The organism is Oscillospiraceae bacterium (assembly GCA_015065085.1).
Classification (GTDB): Bacteria; Bacillota; Clostridia; order Oscillospirales; family SIG627; genus SIG627.
Map to the genome: position 1 here is coordinate 21,013 of SVQW01000009.1, position 15,398 is coordinate 36,410.

Genomic DNA, 15,398 nt, shown 5'->3' on the forward strand with positions numbered 1-15,398 from the left:
TCAATAGGGTATCGGAAAATGGTATTGCAATTTTTTGAAAATTATATTATAATTTAACATCGTGAGGTGAAATTATGGCAAAAGATAAAGAAATCAAAACAAACGCCATGCGTTTCCTTGAGACAAAAAAGGTGAAATACACTGCCCGTTCATATGAATGCGAAGAATTTATCGACGGAATCGATATTGCAACAAAGCTGAATATTCCAATGGAGCGCACGTTCAAGACTCTTGTAGCGCAGGGGAAAAGCGAAAATTATTATGTGTTTGTTCTTCCGGTAGCTCAGGAACTCGATCTTAAGGCGGCGGCAAGAGCAGTGGGGGAAAAATCCGTAGAGCTTATACACGTAAAGGATATAAATTCCGTAACAGGCTATATACGCGGAGGATGTACTCCGATAGGAATGAAGAAGCAGTATAAAACAATTATTCATGCTTCCGCACGGCAGTTTGAAACCATATTCATAAGCGGCGGAAAGATAGGCTTACAGCTCGAACTTAATCCCGAAGAACTGGCAAAAATCATAAACGCACACTTTGAAAATATCATATTTTGAATTGTAACGTAAAAATTAATATATCGTACACTTCTCGTTAACAACTTTGTTGTATCATGCTATTATACGAATAGGAGGTGTTTTAGAATGGCATACATTATTACTGATGATTGCATCGCATGCGGTGCTTGCATCGACGAATGTCCCGTTGGCTGTATTTCTGAAAAGGACGGCAAAATCGTTATCGATAAGGACAGCTGTGCTGACTGCGGCTCTTGCGCTGAGGTTTGCCCTGTTGATGCACCTAAGGCTGAATAATTCGCCTGAATTTTTATTTGTTGATAAGGGACGTTGCGGCGTCCCTTATTGTCTTGAAAGAGGATTATGAGACTTGATAAAATAAACAGTGACTTGTCAATATATCAATACGAAGACGGTTTTTGTTATGGAACGGATGCCGTTCTTCTTTCCGCATTTACTGCTGTGAAAAAAGGTGATGTGGGAGTGGAATTGGGGACGGGTAGCGGAATAGTTTCCATTTTGCTCGGTTACCACAAAAGCCCGGCACATATTTATGCTTTTGAAGTTCAGCCGGAATATGCGTCTCTTGCCCGGAAGAATGCTCAAATGTGCGGATACGGCGATAAGATAAGTGTTATATGCGACAATCTGAAGAATTATGCTGCACATGGAATAGAGGATGTGGATTTCGTGTTTTCAAATCCACCTTACATGAAGACCGACAGCGGTAAGCTTAACGAAAACACAAAAAAGCTTATCAGCCGTCATGAAACACACTGCGACATAAATGATATATGCCGTGCGGCGGGCAGAATGCTCAAAAACGGCGGAAATTTCTTTGCGGTTTATCGGCCTGACAGAATGAGCGATATTATATTTGCAATGAAAAATAATAATCTTGAGCCCAAGGAGATTGTGTTTGTTCAGTCTCATGCGGATAAAGCTCCTAACCTTTTTCTTATAAAAGCGAAGAAGGACGGTTTGGGCGGAGGGCTTAAGATTCATAAGCCGCTTGTGCTTTACACGCAAAAGGCTGTTATGACAGAAGAACTTGACTATATTTACCGATACGGAAGAATGGGAGGAAAGCATAATGGCAAATGAAATCAAAAAAGGCTCGTTGTACATTGTGGCAACACCCATAGGAAATCTGAGCGATTTGTCTCCAAGAGCCGTGAAGGTGCTGAGTGAAGTGGATTTTATTGCCGCCGAGGATACGCGGAACACCGTTAAGCTTCTTACACATCTTGGTATAAAGAAGCCCATGATAAGTTATTATGAGCATAATAAACACGAGCACGGCGAAATAATTGTCAGAAAAATAAAGGATGAGGGTCAGTCCTGCGCTCTTGTGAGCGATGCCGGCACTCCCGCCATTTCCGACCCCGGCGAAGATCTTGTTAAGCTTTGCGCCCTGCAAAATATTGAGGTGTTTTCCGTCCCCGGCCCCTGCGCCGCAATATGTGCACTTACACTTTCCGGTCTTTTCACGGGCAGATTTGTTTTTGAGGGCTTTTTGTCCACTGCCAAGAACAGCAGACTTGAACGTCTTGAAGAAGTAAAAAACGAAGAACGCACATTGATTTTTTATGAAGCTCCGCACCATCTTGTAAAAACGCTGGAGGTGATGCTGGAGATACTGGGGGACCGACGTATTTCGCTTGCGCGTGAAATAACCAAAATAAACGAAGAGGTACGCAGAACCACAATTTCCGAGGCGTTGGCGTATTATTCGGATAATCAGCCCAAGGGGGAATTCGTCTTGGTCATAGAAGGCGCAGAGCATAAGGAAGAGGCGCATTTTTGGGAAGAGATGAGTATCAGACAGCATTTTGACTACTACTCCGCCAAAGGCATGGAACGCATGGATGCCATCAAGAAGGTAGCGAGTGACAGGGGAGTGGGCAAGAGCGCGGTATATAAACAACTGTTGGATTGACAAATTGTCATTATGCACAAAAACAAATTGACGTTTTACCCACATTCAACAAAATTGCTTTGTGAGCATCAAAAAATCGAAAAAAGTTTTAAAAATGTATTGCACATTTTCGCATTTTGTGATAGAATAATGGTAAGCGAAAAGTTATCGCAAAAATTAACATTTAAAAGGAGATTAAACCATGAAAAAAATCGCTCTTTTTCTTGCGGTAGTATGTCTGGCAGCTGTTTTCACAACTGTTGCGTTTGCAGCCGGAGATTTTATCGCATTTGACTTCAGAACTGAAGATGCTATCAAGCAGAACGCTACTATCAGTGTTTCCGGTATCAGCGAAAAGCAGTTTATTGAAGGTGGATATGAAGTTCTTACTTCCAACAACGACCCTTACATAAACTTGAGCATCAAGTCCAAGCATCGTTTCAATGCTGCTGATTATCCTGTATTCAGAATTGATTACAAAATTATTGAAGGCGCTCCCAGCAAGTCTCAGCTTTTCTTCAATGCAAGCACCAGCGGCTTCACCATGGGTTCTTCCGGTACCTTCACCGAATACGCTACCGACCTTACCACTATGGATTACCAGAGCACCGTTATCGACATGGAGCTTCTTTCCAACTCTCAGTGGGCTGACACCATCAAGGCTCTCCGTCTCGACGTTGCAACAATTCCCGATTGCCGTATAGCAGTTCGTTTTGTAGGTATGTTCACTAACGAAAAGGATGCTTTAAAGTTCGACTATGATAAGTGGGCTGAAGAAAATCCCCCCTACACCAAGGAAGATGCTAAGGAAGATACTACCACTTCTGCTGATACTGCTACCACCGCTCCTGCAACTCCCGCTCCTGCAACTCCCGCTCCCGCAGCTCCCGCTGAAGGCTCCGCTCCTCAGACAGCAGATCCCTTCACCGCAGTTGCAGCTGTAATGGCAATTTCTGCAGGCGTTGCTCTTGCAATCAAAAAGAGAAGATAATAGTTAATTAATTAAAACTTGCGAAACGCTATGCGCTTCGCAAGTTTTTTTATGCAAAAATACTGTTTAAAGCGCCACTACTGATGATTTTGCACAAATAATCACATTTAATGTATTGACATCTTATCCAATGTGTGGTAATATATAAATATAAATAATGATTTTGAGGAGAATTAAATATGAAAAGGATAATGCGTTGTGCTGTGACAGTATTATTGGTGGTATGCGCTTTTGTTTTATGTTCGTGTAGCTCTGACGGCGCTGATGATGTATATACTGCAAATCGGGATAATCGCGTCACCAGACCTGTGGAGGAAACAGTATTTTCGGGTCGTAATGCAGAGCCTGACGAGCTTCCTGAAATAGATTTTGAAGATCGTGAATTTCGCATACTCGCCCGTGACCGCGACGATTTCAAAGAAGAAATAGGAGTGGAGCTTAAACAAAACGAGGAAGTAGTATCAAATGCCGTTTTTACGCGCAATAAAGAAGTGGAGGACAGGTTTGGTGTCAAGATTGTCGCAACCCATGTCGCTCAGCCCTATAATGACATAAAAAAGACAGTAAAAGCGGGGCTGGATTCCTATGATTTAGTGGTTGACCATGTCAGATCTCTTAGTGCAACGGCTGTGGATGGTATTTTCATCCCGGTGGATGAGCTTGAATACGTAAATACGGAAAAGCCTTGGTATATGAAAAATGCTACCGATAATATCAGCGTTAAAGGAAAATCGTATTTCCTTGCAGGGGATTTCTGCTTGTCGCTTTATAGATTTACATATTGTATGTACTTCAACAAGGATATACTTGCCAAGCACCCGGATATGGAGGATCTTTACACCGTCGCTCTGGAGGGACGATGGACAATCGATTATCTGAACAATCTTGTTAAAGACCTTTGGTATGACCTTAACGGAAATGGCGAACGTGACAACAAGGATGAATATGGTTTTACATCGGATTGGCACAGCTCCGCCGTTACCTATCAGTATTCAATGGATAACCCTGTTATGACCATGGATTCGGAGGGTATACCGCAGCTCAGCTTCAATACTCCCAAAATGGTTAACATAGTTGCAAAGGTTTGTGAGTTGTTCCGGGATAACCCCGGTTCATTCACCGGCGAGTGGGAAGTCCCCGATCCTATTTTCCGCGAAGGCAGAGCATTGCTTATGAACAGCCGATTCAATGCTACCAGCGGATTGCGTGCTGTCGACTTTGATTTTGGTATTATTCCGTATCCTAAGTACGATGAGGACCAAAAGGAATATTACACCATGGTGGACGGCGCTCATTCAATAATGGCGGTACCTTTGACGGCTGATGCGGAGTTCTCAAGTGTAATAATCGAAGCGCTTAATGCCGAAAGCTATAAAAAGGTTATTCCTGCTTACTATGAAACCGACCTTAAGGTTAAAGGCGCGCGCGGTGATGAACAGGCGGCGGAAATACTTGATATGATAAGTAAAGGCGTTAAATTTGATTTCGGTTATGTTTACGGTCCTTACGGTACTCTTATTTCCAGCGTTATTGCGAGTGGCAACCGCAACTTTGCTTCCGAATACGATAAGCAGGAAAGAACGGCACTTAAAACCTATAACACAATTATAGAAAAATATCTCGACATAGCATAGATAAAAAACAGGCAATGCATTAGCGCAGTGTCCGGGGGGACACTGCGCAGCGATATAAATTCCTGCGGAATTTGATATATGTGCTTCGCACTCGATATGCCGCAAGCGGCGCGATATGTCACTTCGTGACGAGAATTTATATTATACCCGCATTTGCGTAAGCAAATATATCGCGTTGTCGCAAGACAACATATCACCGGATAAACAAAACCTCTGAATTCGGCTTTTCATGCCGTTTTCAGAGGTTTTTTCTTATTTAACTATCCTTTAGAACACAATACCTTGCATTGCCTGCTTACTTTTACTCGGAGATTTTTGTTATGTCTGCACCAACAGTGCGAAGTTTTTGTATCATGTCTTCATATCCGCGCTCAATGTGGTAAATCTCTTCAACCTCACTCTTTCCTTCGGCAACAAGAGCGGCGATTACCATAGCGGCACCTGCGCGTAAATCTACGGCACGAACCTTAGCGGGCGTCAGAGCTTTTACGCCTGTCACCTCGGCGGTTGTCTTTTCGACAGTGATGGAAGCACCCATACGCTTCAATTCCTCAACATATCTGAAACGGCTGTCCCATACGCCTTCGGTGAGTGTTGAAACACCGTGAGCAAGACACAGAAGCACGCACATCTGAGGATTCATGTCGGTAGGAAAACCGGGATAGGGGAGAGTTTTAACGCTTATACTTTCGAGAGTCTTGCCTTCTTCAAGATAGACCGTAACGGCCTCGTCCTCTTCATCTATCGTTGCGCCCATTTCGGAAATTTTTGCGGAAATGGATTCAAGATGCTTGGGGATAACGTTATTTATTTTAAGTCTGCCGCCTGTTGCTGCGGCGAGCACCATATATGTTCCTGCCTCGATCATATCGGGAATTATAGCATAAGTAGTACCGTGGAGAGTATCCACACCTTTGATTTTTATGATTCCCGTTCCTGCACCGCTTATTTGTGCACCGCAGGCGTTGAGGAAGTTTGCTGTATCGACTATGTGTGGCTCATGAGCTGCATTTTCGATTACGGTAGTGCCTTTTGCTTTTACCGCCGCAATCATTATATTAATGGTAGCACCGACAGAAACAATATCCATGTACACAGAATCACCGACGAGACCTTTTTCCGGGTCGGTGGTAGCGTTTATGTGCTTCTTTTCGATTGTGACAATATCAGCCCCCAATGCTTCAAAGCCCTTTATATGCTGGTCTATGGGGCGCGAACCGAAATCACAACCGCCGGGGCAGTCCACATTGGCTCTTCCAAAGCGTGCAAGCTCTGCACCAAGAAGGTAATAGGAAGCACGCATTTTTCCCACCAGCTCCTGTGGAGTCAGGTCGGGATCTATGTTTGTTGAATCGATTTCTACGGTGTTTTTATCTATATATTTTATGTTGGCACCCATTGTTTCAAGAATTTCCAATGAAATGCGAACATCGCTTATGTCCGGAACATTTTCGATGGTTACCTTGCCTTCAACCAGAATGCTGGAAAGAATTATAGGTACGGCGGCGTTTTTCATGCCGGAGACATGAATTTCGCCATTCAGCGGTTTGCCACCGTTAATGACATATTTATCCATGAATTGGTTGGGGACCTCCCTTTTGATTTGTATATAAAGTCTTGATGTATAAAATCGCAAAAACATACCGCGTTTTTACACAACCGACAGCAAAATCACATTCTACCACATTATTATATATAACTAATGCAAACAGAACATAAATAAACATATTAAAAAATGTAAAATTTTATTGTCGCTCAAATCCGCTTACTCCGTCAAAAATCTTGATGTCATCGTTCGTGGTGGTTATTTCCCATGAGGGTATAAGGAAATACTCGTTGTTTGTCGATATTACAGGGTAATAAACCATGCGGATGTTTTTCACCGAAACATTGTCCTTCTTCAGCAAAAACAATGCATTCGGTGCGTCGATATATTCCTTTTCATAAAAGGCTTCGAAAGAATCAAAAAAGTATTTTCCCGAAAAGTAAATCAGCTCGTCATCACTGAAAACACAGACGAACGCACCGTTGTGGACAGCCATGCCGTCGATGTAAAGCGTGGAATATACAATACTTACCCCGTTTTGCTCGATATATCCGTCGGCTGTATAAGTGAAGCTGTTTTCGGGATCCGTGAAGCGTTTAAAGCTTTTTTTTAGCTTTTTTGCCAGATTGGAAGTGAGCTTTTTGATGTTTTCGGGCGGTGTAGTGCTTAAAACAGTTGTATTGTCATGCCTGTTTTTTAATAATCCGTATTCGAAATTTCCGTTATCAAAATAACTGATGTAAGCTTTTTCGGATTGGTACGTGATACCGTCAGGCAGGCTGTATTCCGCCACAATCTCCCCCAGAACACTTTGAGCCGCCGTAAGATGGCTGTCAGACGAAGAATTCATGCAAATTACGCACTGAGTATACTTTTGAGCGGGTATTGCTTCTTCATCTACATAAATACCGTTGCTTGCCAGTGCCTTTACAGAAGCATGCAGCATTTCCCCGGAGAGCCTTGAATCCTCCGATTTTGTGATGAGGAGATTTATCAAAAGAAAAATATTGACTGCCGCAAGCAGAATTATGAAAAAACTTTTTATTTTTGAGCTGTTCATATGATACTACCGTTTTTTAAATTACTGCCGTTTTAGGTTACGGCGATCCAACTGGCATTGGCAGTTTTACCATTTTTTGAAATCACGTAGCCGGGCTTGTAGTCAATTACTGTTTTTCCGTTTGAAACCGGAGTGGCACGGAATGCAATCTCGGGTGAAATCAGGGTTATCTTTCGAACGGAATTGCGGTAAATGCTGTAAGTCGGAATATGAGCTCGTATTACGGAATCGCTGCCAATTTCGAGAGTTATTCTATCCAGCCCATAGAATGGGATTGAATCGAAACTGTAAGTGAATTCAAATCTCATAATGTCATTTTCTTTGTTGTAATTGACCTTAGAAAGCATCAATTCACCGTTTCCGCCTATGATGTCACCGCTGAATCCTCCCACAAGAGTTAGTGCGGCGTTAAGCTTGTCCGAAACGGAAAAGCTGTCTGACTGTTTGTCCAATACTTTGTAAAGGGGTATGCCGCCTTCTTCAGCGTTGTAAGTCATATATCCGTCGGCTGAAAGTGCCAATGCGGCGTTGCTTTCAACAAAGTAAATAATGTCTTTGTCAACATAGTGACGCACAAGCCCTGTGTTCATTTTAAAGCTTTTTAGGATAGAAAGTATCCTGTCATTCTTAATCATAGAATCGCTTTGGGTCAAAGAACTTATGAATGAAAGAGGATTGGAAATGCCCGCTTCATAGAACTGCATGTTAGATTGAAGCGGAATATCCGGTGAAACGTTGTCGGTTTGGTTGGCAAAAAAATCAGATTCAAATGACAATATCGACGGTACAATTACTTTACTGCCAGTATATGCCGAAATGACGGCACTGTTAACAGGATATGCGGTGGCTTGCGCTTGAGAAACAGGGATGAACTTCATTATTGCGCCCGCCGAATCCATAGAGTAAGCAATGAGTCGGCCGTTATCATCCTCCGTCATGAGAATTTTTGAAATATTACAAAAATCTCCGTTATAATAACCATCCGCTTCGCTGTCGCAATACAGCTTCAATACATATGCCGAAAGCTCGCTGTTGTAGCGCAGAAGGGTATAATTGTTGTTTTTCAGCACCTCAAGATATTCATCGTAATCGGTGGGTATTCCGTTATATTGAGAACCCAGAAATTCCGAAATATACATGACAACATCATTGTAAACGCTGACGAGCATGCTTTTTTGTTTTTCAACCGAGTAGGTGAGTGAACCTGACCTGAAGGTTATGGATGATGGGAAAACATATGGTGAGCTGTTTCGATCCTGCTGTGTACGTACAGAGTTTTCCGAGAATACCCACATTTTATCAGCCGGAAAGCTGTCGTTGCGGGTACTGGCAAGTATTCCGAAAGAGCCAAGCTTTATTTCCGTGAAGGAAACAAACATCCACAGCATGGATATAAACAATAATACAATTATTAAAAGCTTTATGCTTTCCGCCATCTTGCTGTCATAAGAAAAATTAAATTTCATATCTTTATTCCTTGATGGAGGATTTTAGAGGCAGGTAGATAAACACAGCGGTGCCTTTATCCAATGCACTCGTAATTGTAATATCTCCACCGTGAGCGGTTATGATGTCTTTGGATATCGCAAGACCCAGCCCGGTTCCGCCTTTGTCGGAGGTACGGGCTTTTTCAACACGGTAAAAACGCTCGAAAAGGTGTGGTATATCCGCTTCCGGAATACCCATGCCGTTGTCGCGTACCGTGAAAACGATGTACTGACCGTCTTTTAAATTCTTTGTGTTCTTTATGTTTTTCAAGTTCAGAGAAAGGGTTATCTCTCCGCCGTCCTGAGTGTATTTTACGGCGTTCTGAATTATATTTGTCAGAACCTGGTCTATTTTTTCGCGGTCGGCTGTAATCATGGGGATATTGTCGGGGACTTTTTCAACCGCAAGCTTTTGATTGTGAGATCTTGCCTCATGCTGCATTATTTCGGCACGGTTATTTAAAAGCTCTGTGGGTGAAAATGAGGATATTTTCCAGGAAACGCGGTTGTCGTCCAGCCTTGAAAGCATCAGCAGATCGTGCACTATGCGCGTCATACGGTCGGATTCGTCAACAATCATTTTCAGGAAGTGAGACACAAGCTCGGGAGGCATATCCGAACTGTTGTCAATAACGGTTTCCGCTGCGCCTTTTATACCCGTAAGAGGGGTGCGAAGCTCATGGGAAACATTGGCAACAAATTCTCTTCGCGCCAGTTCAAGTTCAAAATGCTCTGTAACATCGTGAATTACAGCTATATATCCTACATATGGTTCGTCGGAAATTTCAAACCGGAAGCTTCCGAAGTTAGCATCTATGACTCTTTGCTTGAATTTTATGTCCAAAAAAACTTTGCTTTCGCCGGAAGCAGTGTCTGAAATCAGCTCGTCGCAGGTGTAATCTATGCTAAGCAGGGTTACAAAGTCCGACATAGTCATGTCACGGTCGTAATCGTCCCCTATAAGATTTATGGCTGTTTGATTTATGTGCAGTATTTTACCGGAAGAGTCAAAAGCAATAACGCCATCCTTGAGATAAGAAAAGATTGTGCTGAGCTTTTCGCGCTCACCGATTATTTCATCAAGGTTGCTTTTAAGATCTCCGGCCATGGAGTTGAAGGCTTGAGAAAGTATACCTATCTCATCCTTGGAGTGTACTTCAACGCGCTGAGAAAAGTCTCCTTCCGAAATTCTGGTCGCGGTAGCTGTTATTTTCTGGATGGGAGCGGAAATTACAGAAGAGAGTATGAATGATAATATCAGTGCGATTATTATTCCCACCAGTAAAGCCTGTAAAACAATGGTGAAGATTATGGAAGAAATGCTCATCATTTCGTCGCGTGTATCCGCGATATAAATAATTACGCATCTTCCGCTGTCTTCCAGTCTTACGGCATAATCCATTACAGCAGGGGAAGAATATTCCTTTGAAACTCTGTTGCCGTTTATGGCGGAAATTAGATTTTGTGTTTTTGTAATGTTTGTATTGTTTATATCAGCGTTGCTGTCCAGGAATCCGCCTTTTGAGTTGAGAATATAAAAGCTGCGGTAAGGGTCGATTCCCAAGAACGATGAATATGCCGTGAGTTTGTCCTTGAGGCTTTCCACATAATTGTCGCTTCTTAGGCTCTCTGTCAGCATCGCAGTGTGCTCTTCGTCAAAAAATCCGTCCATCTGAGCTACAAAGTCTTCCTGGTAATATGAAAAAATGTTGTTGATCAGAATTGTTCCGATAACGGTCATTACAAGAATTATAAAAACCGTCAATGTGATAACAATTTTTGATTGAAGCTTGTTAAACATGACTTTCTCCCGTAGGTATTATTCGGGCTTCGCGAAAAAGTAACCTATTCCTTTTTTTGTTTGTATATATTCGGGGAGAGCAGGATTGTCTTCCAGCTTTTTTCTCAGTCTTGCAACGGTGACATCCACCGTTCTCATATCGCCGTAAAAGCCGTCGTAGCCCCATATTTCTTCCATGAGCTGTTCACGTGAGTAAACCTTACCCATGTTCTTGGCGAGAAAAGCGATGACCTCATATTCCTTTTTGGTAAGATCAAGCTTGACTTCACCCTTGAGCACTTCATAGCTTTCGTTATCAATGGTGAGTTTTCCGATTTTAATAACCTTGTCGGTTATTTTTCTTGTAACCATTTCGTTGGAATAACGACGGATGTTGGCTTTTATGCGGCTGAGAAGCTCGTTTATGCTGAACGGCTTAGTCATATAATCATCGGCACCGACCTCCAGCCCCATAACCTTGTCTGCCTCTTCCTCACGGGCGGTAAGCATTATAATGGGGGTGTCATTGACCTCACGCAGTCTTCTGCATACCTCAAATCCGTCCATGACGGGAAGCATCAAATCCAGCAGTATCAGATCATATTTTCCGCTTAGCGCTTCCTCAAGTCCGCTTCCGCCGTCATATACGGCTTTTGCATCAAATCCGTTTTTCTTGACATTAAAAAGCAAGATTTCCGCAATGGTTTTTTCGTCTTCCACAATGAGAATGTTTTTGTTCATAAGTTATAGCCTTTCATCGTACCGTTTCGTCGGGGATAAGTGAATTGATGATATCGTAGCTGTTTATGTGCTTTCCGAGTTCGTAAATTGCCGATACGCCTGTCATATCGGCATTTATCAGAACATTTGCTTTGGGAAAGCTGTTGAATTTTGAAATGACGTGATTTGCAAGCGCCTTTGATGAAGAATACTTTTGAGTTGGTTTTATATTAGTCTTATAAGTGACATAACCGGATTTTTCAAGAATTTCGTGTATTCCGCTTCCGATATCCGAGGGCAATGTTATAATCCGTGTTTTTTGCTTTGTTATGCGTTCAAGAAGCAAGTTTGAAGTATTTATGTCCCGGGTTAACAGCTCGACATCGGTATAATCCTTGTCTGCGTTTAACGCGATGGGGTATTGGCTCACAAAAATCTTCAGAACGCTTTGAGGGTTGTTTTTGATATATTCGGAAGAAAGCGCAAAAGCTGCATTAAGATTTGCTTTTTTCAATGCCACAAAAAGTGAAGGGATTACCGTTGGATCGGGGTCAGCAATGAACAAGTAAACATCACATGGCAAAATCTCCGGTTCATCCGGCTCTGTGTTTACAGGGGGCTTGATCACCGGCGGATCATCGGTAGAAGGGGCGGGCGGAGTAATCACATTGGTATTGTTGTCCTCCGGCGGAGTAACAACGGGCGGTGTAACAACAGGAGGCGGGGGAGTGTGCATTTCAATAAGCTTTCCGAAAGGCAATTTTGCAGATGCATCGCTCAGACGCACTATTGTGTTGTCTGTGTTCATTTCGATATAAAGCCCGAGATAATTTGCCGTTTCTATGGCGGGCAGATACAGGGTATCGTTAAACACTTTGATATTGATTTTTATCATTGCCTTTCCGTTGTAGGCATCGCTTGTTTTAAGCGAAAATGACAGATATTCCTCCGTTATTTCATTTTGCAAATAGAAAGAACCGCTTTTTGGATTGGAATAATAATACACATTATCCAAATCAATGAACATTGATATGGGGATATACACAACACCGTCTGCTGTCTGAGGCGGAGTTTTTTGCCAGTAAGAAAATACCGAATCATTTGTGTAAAGCAAGGGAACTGTATTGGCACGAACCGGAGTCGTGCCGACAGAAACAAAAGAAAAGAGCATAAAGACACACAGAAAGACCGACAGGAAACGTACTGCCGGATAGCTATTCTTGCGTACTGCTCTTTCCATAATGCTCCTCCAGGTAATTTACAGCCAGATCTACTACCAGCCCGTAGGATTTTATGCCCTCAGACTGACCGTTGGCTTTAAGAAATGTATCGTTGACAGCGCCCGATATCTGCGCGGCTTTTGAGGTACTGTACTTTTCAAAGAATTTTGAAAAAGCATCAAATTCTTCAAAAACGTTGTAATTAAGCTTGGACATGACCTCGAAATATCCCTCTGGGTCAGCAGAATACAGCGCGTTGGCAATATATGAAAAAATGCTCATTACTCCTGAATAACGCACATAAGGATTGTCGCTTTCGAGGCACACGAGAAATCCAACGAAATTTGCATCTCCCTCGTTAAACACGCCTCGTGCGTGGCACATTTCGTGCGCTACGGTATGCGGAAGTATATAGTCGGGGTAATTCACATTAACATTAGCTTCGCCGGTAAAATAGGTATATACGCCGGAAATGTGCAAATAGGTCATGGGCTCGCTTAGCGCTACCGGCTTTGCACGAAAGCCGACGGGAAAAATAAATGAGTATTTTTTGCTGAATTTTTTAAAGCATTCCAGCATTTCATCCGAAAGAGCGGAAAAATCCTCCCCCGAATAGCTCTGACCGTCACTTCCGTAATAAATATTTTCTGCATCGCGGTTAAGCATATTCACCATTATTTCGCAGGTGTTTTTTAAACGATGCGGAGTTATATCTTGGTTTTCTATCGCAAGATTATTGCTGAGCGGCAGTCTGTGATAAGACGGTGACACCGTAATAACAAAAACATCCAGTAAGATGAAGACGGTGCACAGTAAAATTTTTAGATATTTTTTAAAGTTCAGTTCGGAATCTTCGCTTTTGTCGGTAAAAATTCTGATATAAAACAGTATTATACCAACGGGCAAAAGAAGTATTATGCTTTCAGCCAGCGAAAACGGAATAACAGATGTAACGGCGCTCAGTACCATACGTACCGGACCCGAAACATATCTTACAAAAAACTCGGAAAAGTCGGAACTGAGTCTGAAAATGAAAAACAGGACAAAGCAAATAAGGCTTAAACCACAGAGTGTAAAGAAAAACGGCGAACAAAAAGAAAATTTTTTTTCGTCGGGTTTTAAACTGACTGCGCTGTGCATTATCGGCTCGTCCGGCTGTGCGGGTACTCCCGCCGCATGGGCGGGAGTACTTGTACTATTGTTTGTAAATTGATTATCCTTATACGACACGGCTTAAACTCTTTCGATCCAGCCCATATCGTCGGGAAGCTTGCCCCACTGCATACCTGTCATGACATCGTACAGCTTCTGGGAAATAGTGCCTATTTTACCGTCGTTTATGGTCATGACCTTGCCGTGGTAGTTGAGTTCGCCGACAGGAGAAATAACTGCCGCAGTACCTGTACCGAATACTTCCTGAAGCTTGCCGTCATCATATGCCTTTACAAGTTCATCAACGCTTATGCGGCGCTCGGTAGCTTTAATGCCCCATTTTCTGAGCAGCGCAAGGCAGGAATCACGTGTAACACCCGGGAGAATGCTTCCTTCATCCAGAGAGGGAGTCACAACCTCATTGTCGATAACGAAGAACACGTTCATCGCGCCAACTTCGTCGACATACTTGTGTTCAACACCGTCCAGCCACAGAACCTGGGAATAACCAAGCTCCTTTGCTTCCATCTGTGCCTTGAGCGATGCAACGTAGTTACCGCCGATCTTGGCAAATCCTGTACCACCCTTAACGGCACGTACATATTTGTTTTCGATGTAGATTTTTACGGGGTTCAGACCTTCTGCGTAGTATGCTGCGACAGGAGAAAGAATGATTATGAACATGTAGGATTTGGAAGGAGCAACACCCAGATGAGGTTCGGTTGCGATGATAAAGGGACGGATGTACAAAGAAGTTCCTTCTTTGGTGGGAATCCATTCTTTGTCAACCTCTACAACAGCTTTGATTGCCTGAAGAACATCGTCGGGATCAAGCTGAGGAATGCATATACGGTCGTTGGTTCTGTTCATTCTCTCAATGTTCTTCTGAGGACGGAAAAGCTGAATTTTGCCGTCTTCGGTGTAGTATGCCTTGAGACCTTCAAACATTTCCTGTCCGTAATGGAATACCATTGCGGCAGGGGAAAGGGATATGTCCTGATAGGGGACTATTCTGGGATTGTTCCAGGTTCCGTCTGAATAATCCATAATGAACATATGGTCGGTAAAATGACGTCCAAAGCCAAGGTTGTTATAATCGGGCTTCTGACGTGGAGAAGTTGTTTTTTCAATTTTGATATTTAACATAATTACGTGCCTCCAAAAAATATTTACACATTATTATACTACCGATACGGCTAAATTTCAATACAAAATATAAAAATTTCACATTTAATTGTGGAAAATTATTGTTGAAAAACAAATATTTTTTCTTTTATGTTAATGATGTGGAAAATTATCAATTTTAACTTGACAATTATGCAATAAAAAAGTATAATTATTTGTATAAAGCTTTACATGACAAGGATGGGAA

Annotated in this window: 13 protein-coding genes and 1 pseudogene; 6 read left to right on the forward strand and 8 right to left on the reverse strand. The window is 42.5% G+C overall.

Features of this window, described 5'->3' with window-relative positions; all coding sequences use genetic code 11:
* The first annotated feature begins 74 nt into the window (after nt 1-74).
* The 6 genes and pseudogenes from ybaK (at nt 75) to E7588_07025 (ending at nt 5,061) form a co-directional block, all read left to right on the forward strand.
* A complete protein-coding gene (gene ybaK / locus E7588_07000; protein ID MBE6689007.1) occupies nt 75-557 on the forward strand; it encodes a Cys-tRNA(Pro) deacylase in 483 nt (160 codons plus the stop codon).
* 87 nt (nt 558-644) lie between these two features.
* Nucleotides 645-815, forward strand: coding sequence for a 4Fe-4S dicluster domain-containing protein (locus E7588_07005; GenBank protein MBE6689008.1), 171 nt, complete (start codon nt 645-647; stop codon nt 813-815).
* 66 nt (nt 816-881) lie between these two features.
* Nucleotides 882-1,622 carry an SAM-dependent methyltransferase gene (locus E7588_07010; GenBank protein MBE6689009.1) on the forward strand — a complete coding sequence of 247 codons (741 nt, stop codon included), beginning with the start codon at nt 882-884 and terminating at the stop codon, nt 1,620-1,622.
* On the forward strand, nt 1,612-2,457 hold the full coding sequence (rsmI, locus tag E7588_07015; GenBank protein ID MBE6689010.1) for a 16S rRNA (cytidine(1402)-2'-O)-methyltransferase: 846 nt from the start codon (nt 1,612-1,614) through the stop codon (nt 2,455-2,457). Before E7588_07010 ends, rsmI begins: the two co-directional genes overlap by 11 nt.
* An 817-nt stretch (nt 2,458-3,274) precedes the next feature.
* A pseudogene (locus E7588_07020) lies at nt 3,275-3,352 on the forward strand (resuscitation-promoting factor).
* A gap of 254 nt (nt 3,353-3,606) precedes the next feature.
* A complete protein-coding gene (locus E7588_07025) occupies nt 3,607-5,061 on the forward strand; it encodes a hypothetical protein (protein MBE6689011.1) in 1,455 nt (484 codons plus the stop codon).
* A gap of 301 nt (nt 5,062-5,362) precedes the next feature.
* On the opposite strand, the gene E7588_07030 is transcribed toward E7588_07025, so the two are convergent.
* The 8 genes from E7588_07030 to E7588_07065 all read right to left on the reverse strand — a co-directional run bounded on the left by E7588_07030 (nt 5,363) and on the right by E7588_07065 (nt 15,172).
* Nucleotides 5,363-6,637 carry a UDP-N-acetylglucosamine 1-carboxyvinyltransferase gene (locus tag E7588_07030; GenBank protein MBE6689012.1) on the reverse strand — a complete coding sequence of 425 codons (1,275 nt, stop codon included), beginning with the start codon at nt 6,635-6,637 and terminating at the stop codon, nt 5,363-5,365.
* Between the two features lie 169 nt (nt 6,638-6,806).
* Nucleotides 6,807-7,667 carry a hypothetical protein gene (locus tag E7588_07035; GenBank protein MBE6689013.1) on the reverse strand — a complete coding sequence of 287 codons (861 nt, stop codon included), beginning with the start codon at nt 7,665-7,667 and terminating at the stop codon, nt 6,807-6,809.
* Between the two features lie 32 nt (nt 7,668-7,699).
* Nucleotides 7,700-9,133 (reverse strand): hypothetical protein, encoded by a 1,434-nt coding sequence (locus E7588_07040; protein MBE6689014.1) that lies wholly within the window; start codon nt 9,131-9,133, stop codon nt 7,700-7,702.
* A 4-nt stretch (nt 9,134-9,137) separates the two neighbouring features.
* Nucleotides 9,138-10,955, reverse strand: coding sequence for a cell wall metabolism sensor histidine kinase WalK (locus E7588_07045; protein ID MBE6689015.1), 1,818 nt, complete (start codon nt 10,953-10,955; stop codon nt 9,138-9,140).
* 18 nt (nt 10,956-10,973) lie between these two features.
* Nucleotides 10,974-11,675: a response regulator transcription factor gene (locus tag E7588_07050; protein MBE6689016.1), complete on the reverse strand. Its 702-nt coding sequence runs from the start codon at nt 11,673-11,675 to the stop codon at nt 10,974-10,976.
* Between the two features lie 13 nt (nt 11,676-11,688).
* Nucleotides 11,689-12,894, reverse strand: a complete 1,206-nt coding sequence (locus E7588_07055) for a hypothetical protein (GenBank protein MBE6689017.1) — start codon at nt 12,892-12,894, stop codon at nt 11,689-11,691.
* Complete coding sequence (locus E7588_07060) at nt 12,869-14,104, reverse strand: DUF3810 domain-containing protein (protein MBE6689018.1); 1,236 nt, start codon at nt 14,102-14,104, stop codon at nt 12,869-12,871. The genes E7588_07055 and E7588_07060 overlap by 26 nt, the downstream gene beginning before the upstream one ends.
* Nucleotides 14,105-14,107: 3 nt before the next feature.
* Nucleotides 14,108-15,172 carry a branched-chain amino acid aminotransferase gene (locus tag E7588_07065; protein MBE6689019.1) on the reverse strand — a complete coding sequence of 355 codons (1,065 nt, stop codon included), beginning with the start codon at nt 15,170-15,172 and terminating at the stop codon, nt 14,108-14,110.
* Between the last annotated feature and the right edge of the window lie 226 nt (nt 15,173-15,398).

Excerpts from the sequence above, each read along its gene's own strand:
- rsmI (MBE6689010.1), top strand. The coding sequence starts at position 1,612 with ATGGCAAATGAAATCAAAAAAGGCTCGTTGTACATTGTGGCAACACCC.
- E7588_07050 (MBE6689016.1), bottom strand. The coding sequence starts at position 11,675 with ATGAACAAAAACATTCTCATTGTGGAAGACGAAAAAACCATTGCGGAA.
- E7588_07045 (MBE6689015.1), bottom strand. The coding sequence starts at position 10,955 with ATGTTTAACAAGCTTCAATCAAAAATTGTTATCACATTGACGGTTTTT.
- E7588_07005 (MBE6689008.1), top strand. The coding sequence starts at position 645 with ATGGCATACATTATTACTGATGATTGCATCGCATGCGGTGCTTGCATC.
- ybaK (MBE6689007.1), top strand. The coding sequence starts at position 75 with ATGGCAAAAGATAAAGAAATCAAAACAAACGCCATGCGTTTCCTTGAG.
- E7588_07025 (MBE6689011.1), top strand. The coding sequence starts at position 3,607 with ATGAAAAGGATAATGCGTTGTGCTGTGACAGTATTATTGGTGGTATGC.
- E7588_07065 (MBE6689019.1), bottom strand. The coding sequence starts at position 15,172 with ATGTTAAATATCAAAATTGAAAAAACAACTTCTCCACGTCAGAAGCCC.
- E7588_07055 (MBE6689017.1), bottom strand. The coding sequence starts at position 12,894 with ATGGAAAGAGCAGTACGCAAGAATAGCTATCCGGCAGTACGTTTCCTG.
- E7588_07035 (MBE6689013.1), bottom strand. The coding sequence starts at position 7,667 with ATGAACAGCTCAAAAATAAAAAGTTTTTTCATAATTCTGCTTGCGGCA.
- E7588_07030 (MBE6689012.1), bottom strand. The coding sequence starts at position 6,637 with ATGGATAAATATGTCATTAACGGTGGCAAACCGCTGAATGGCGAAATT.
- E7588_07010 (MBE6689009.1), top strand. The coding sequence starts at position 882 with ATGAGACTTGATAAAATAAACAGTGACTTGTCAATATATCAATACGAA.
- E7588_07040 (MBE6689014.1), bottom strand. The coding sequence starts at position 9,133 with ATGAAATTTAATTTTTCTTATGACAGCAAGATGGCGGAAAGCATAAAG.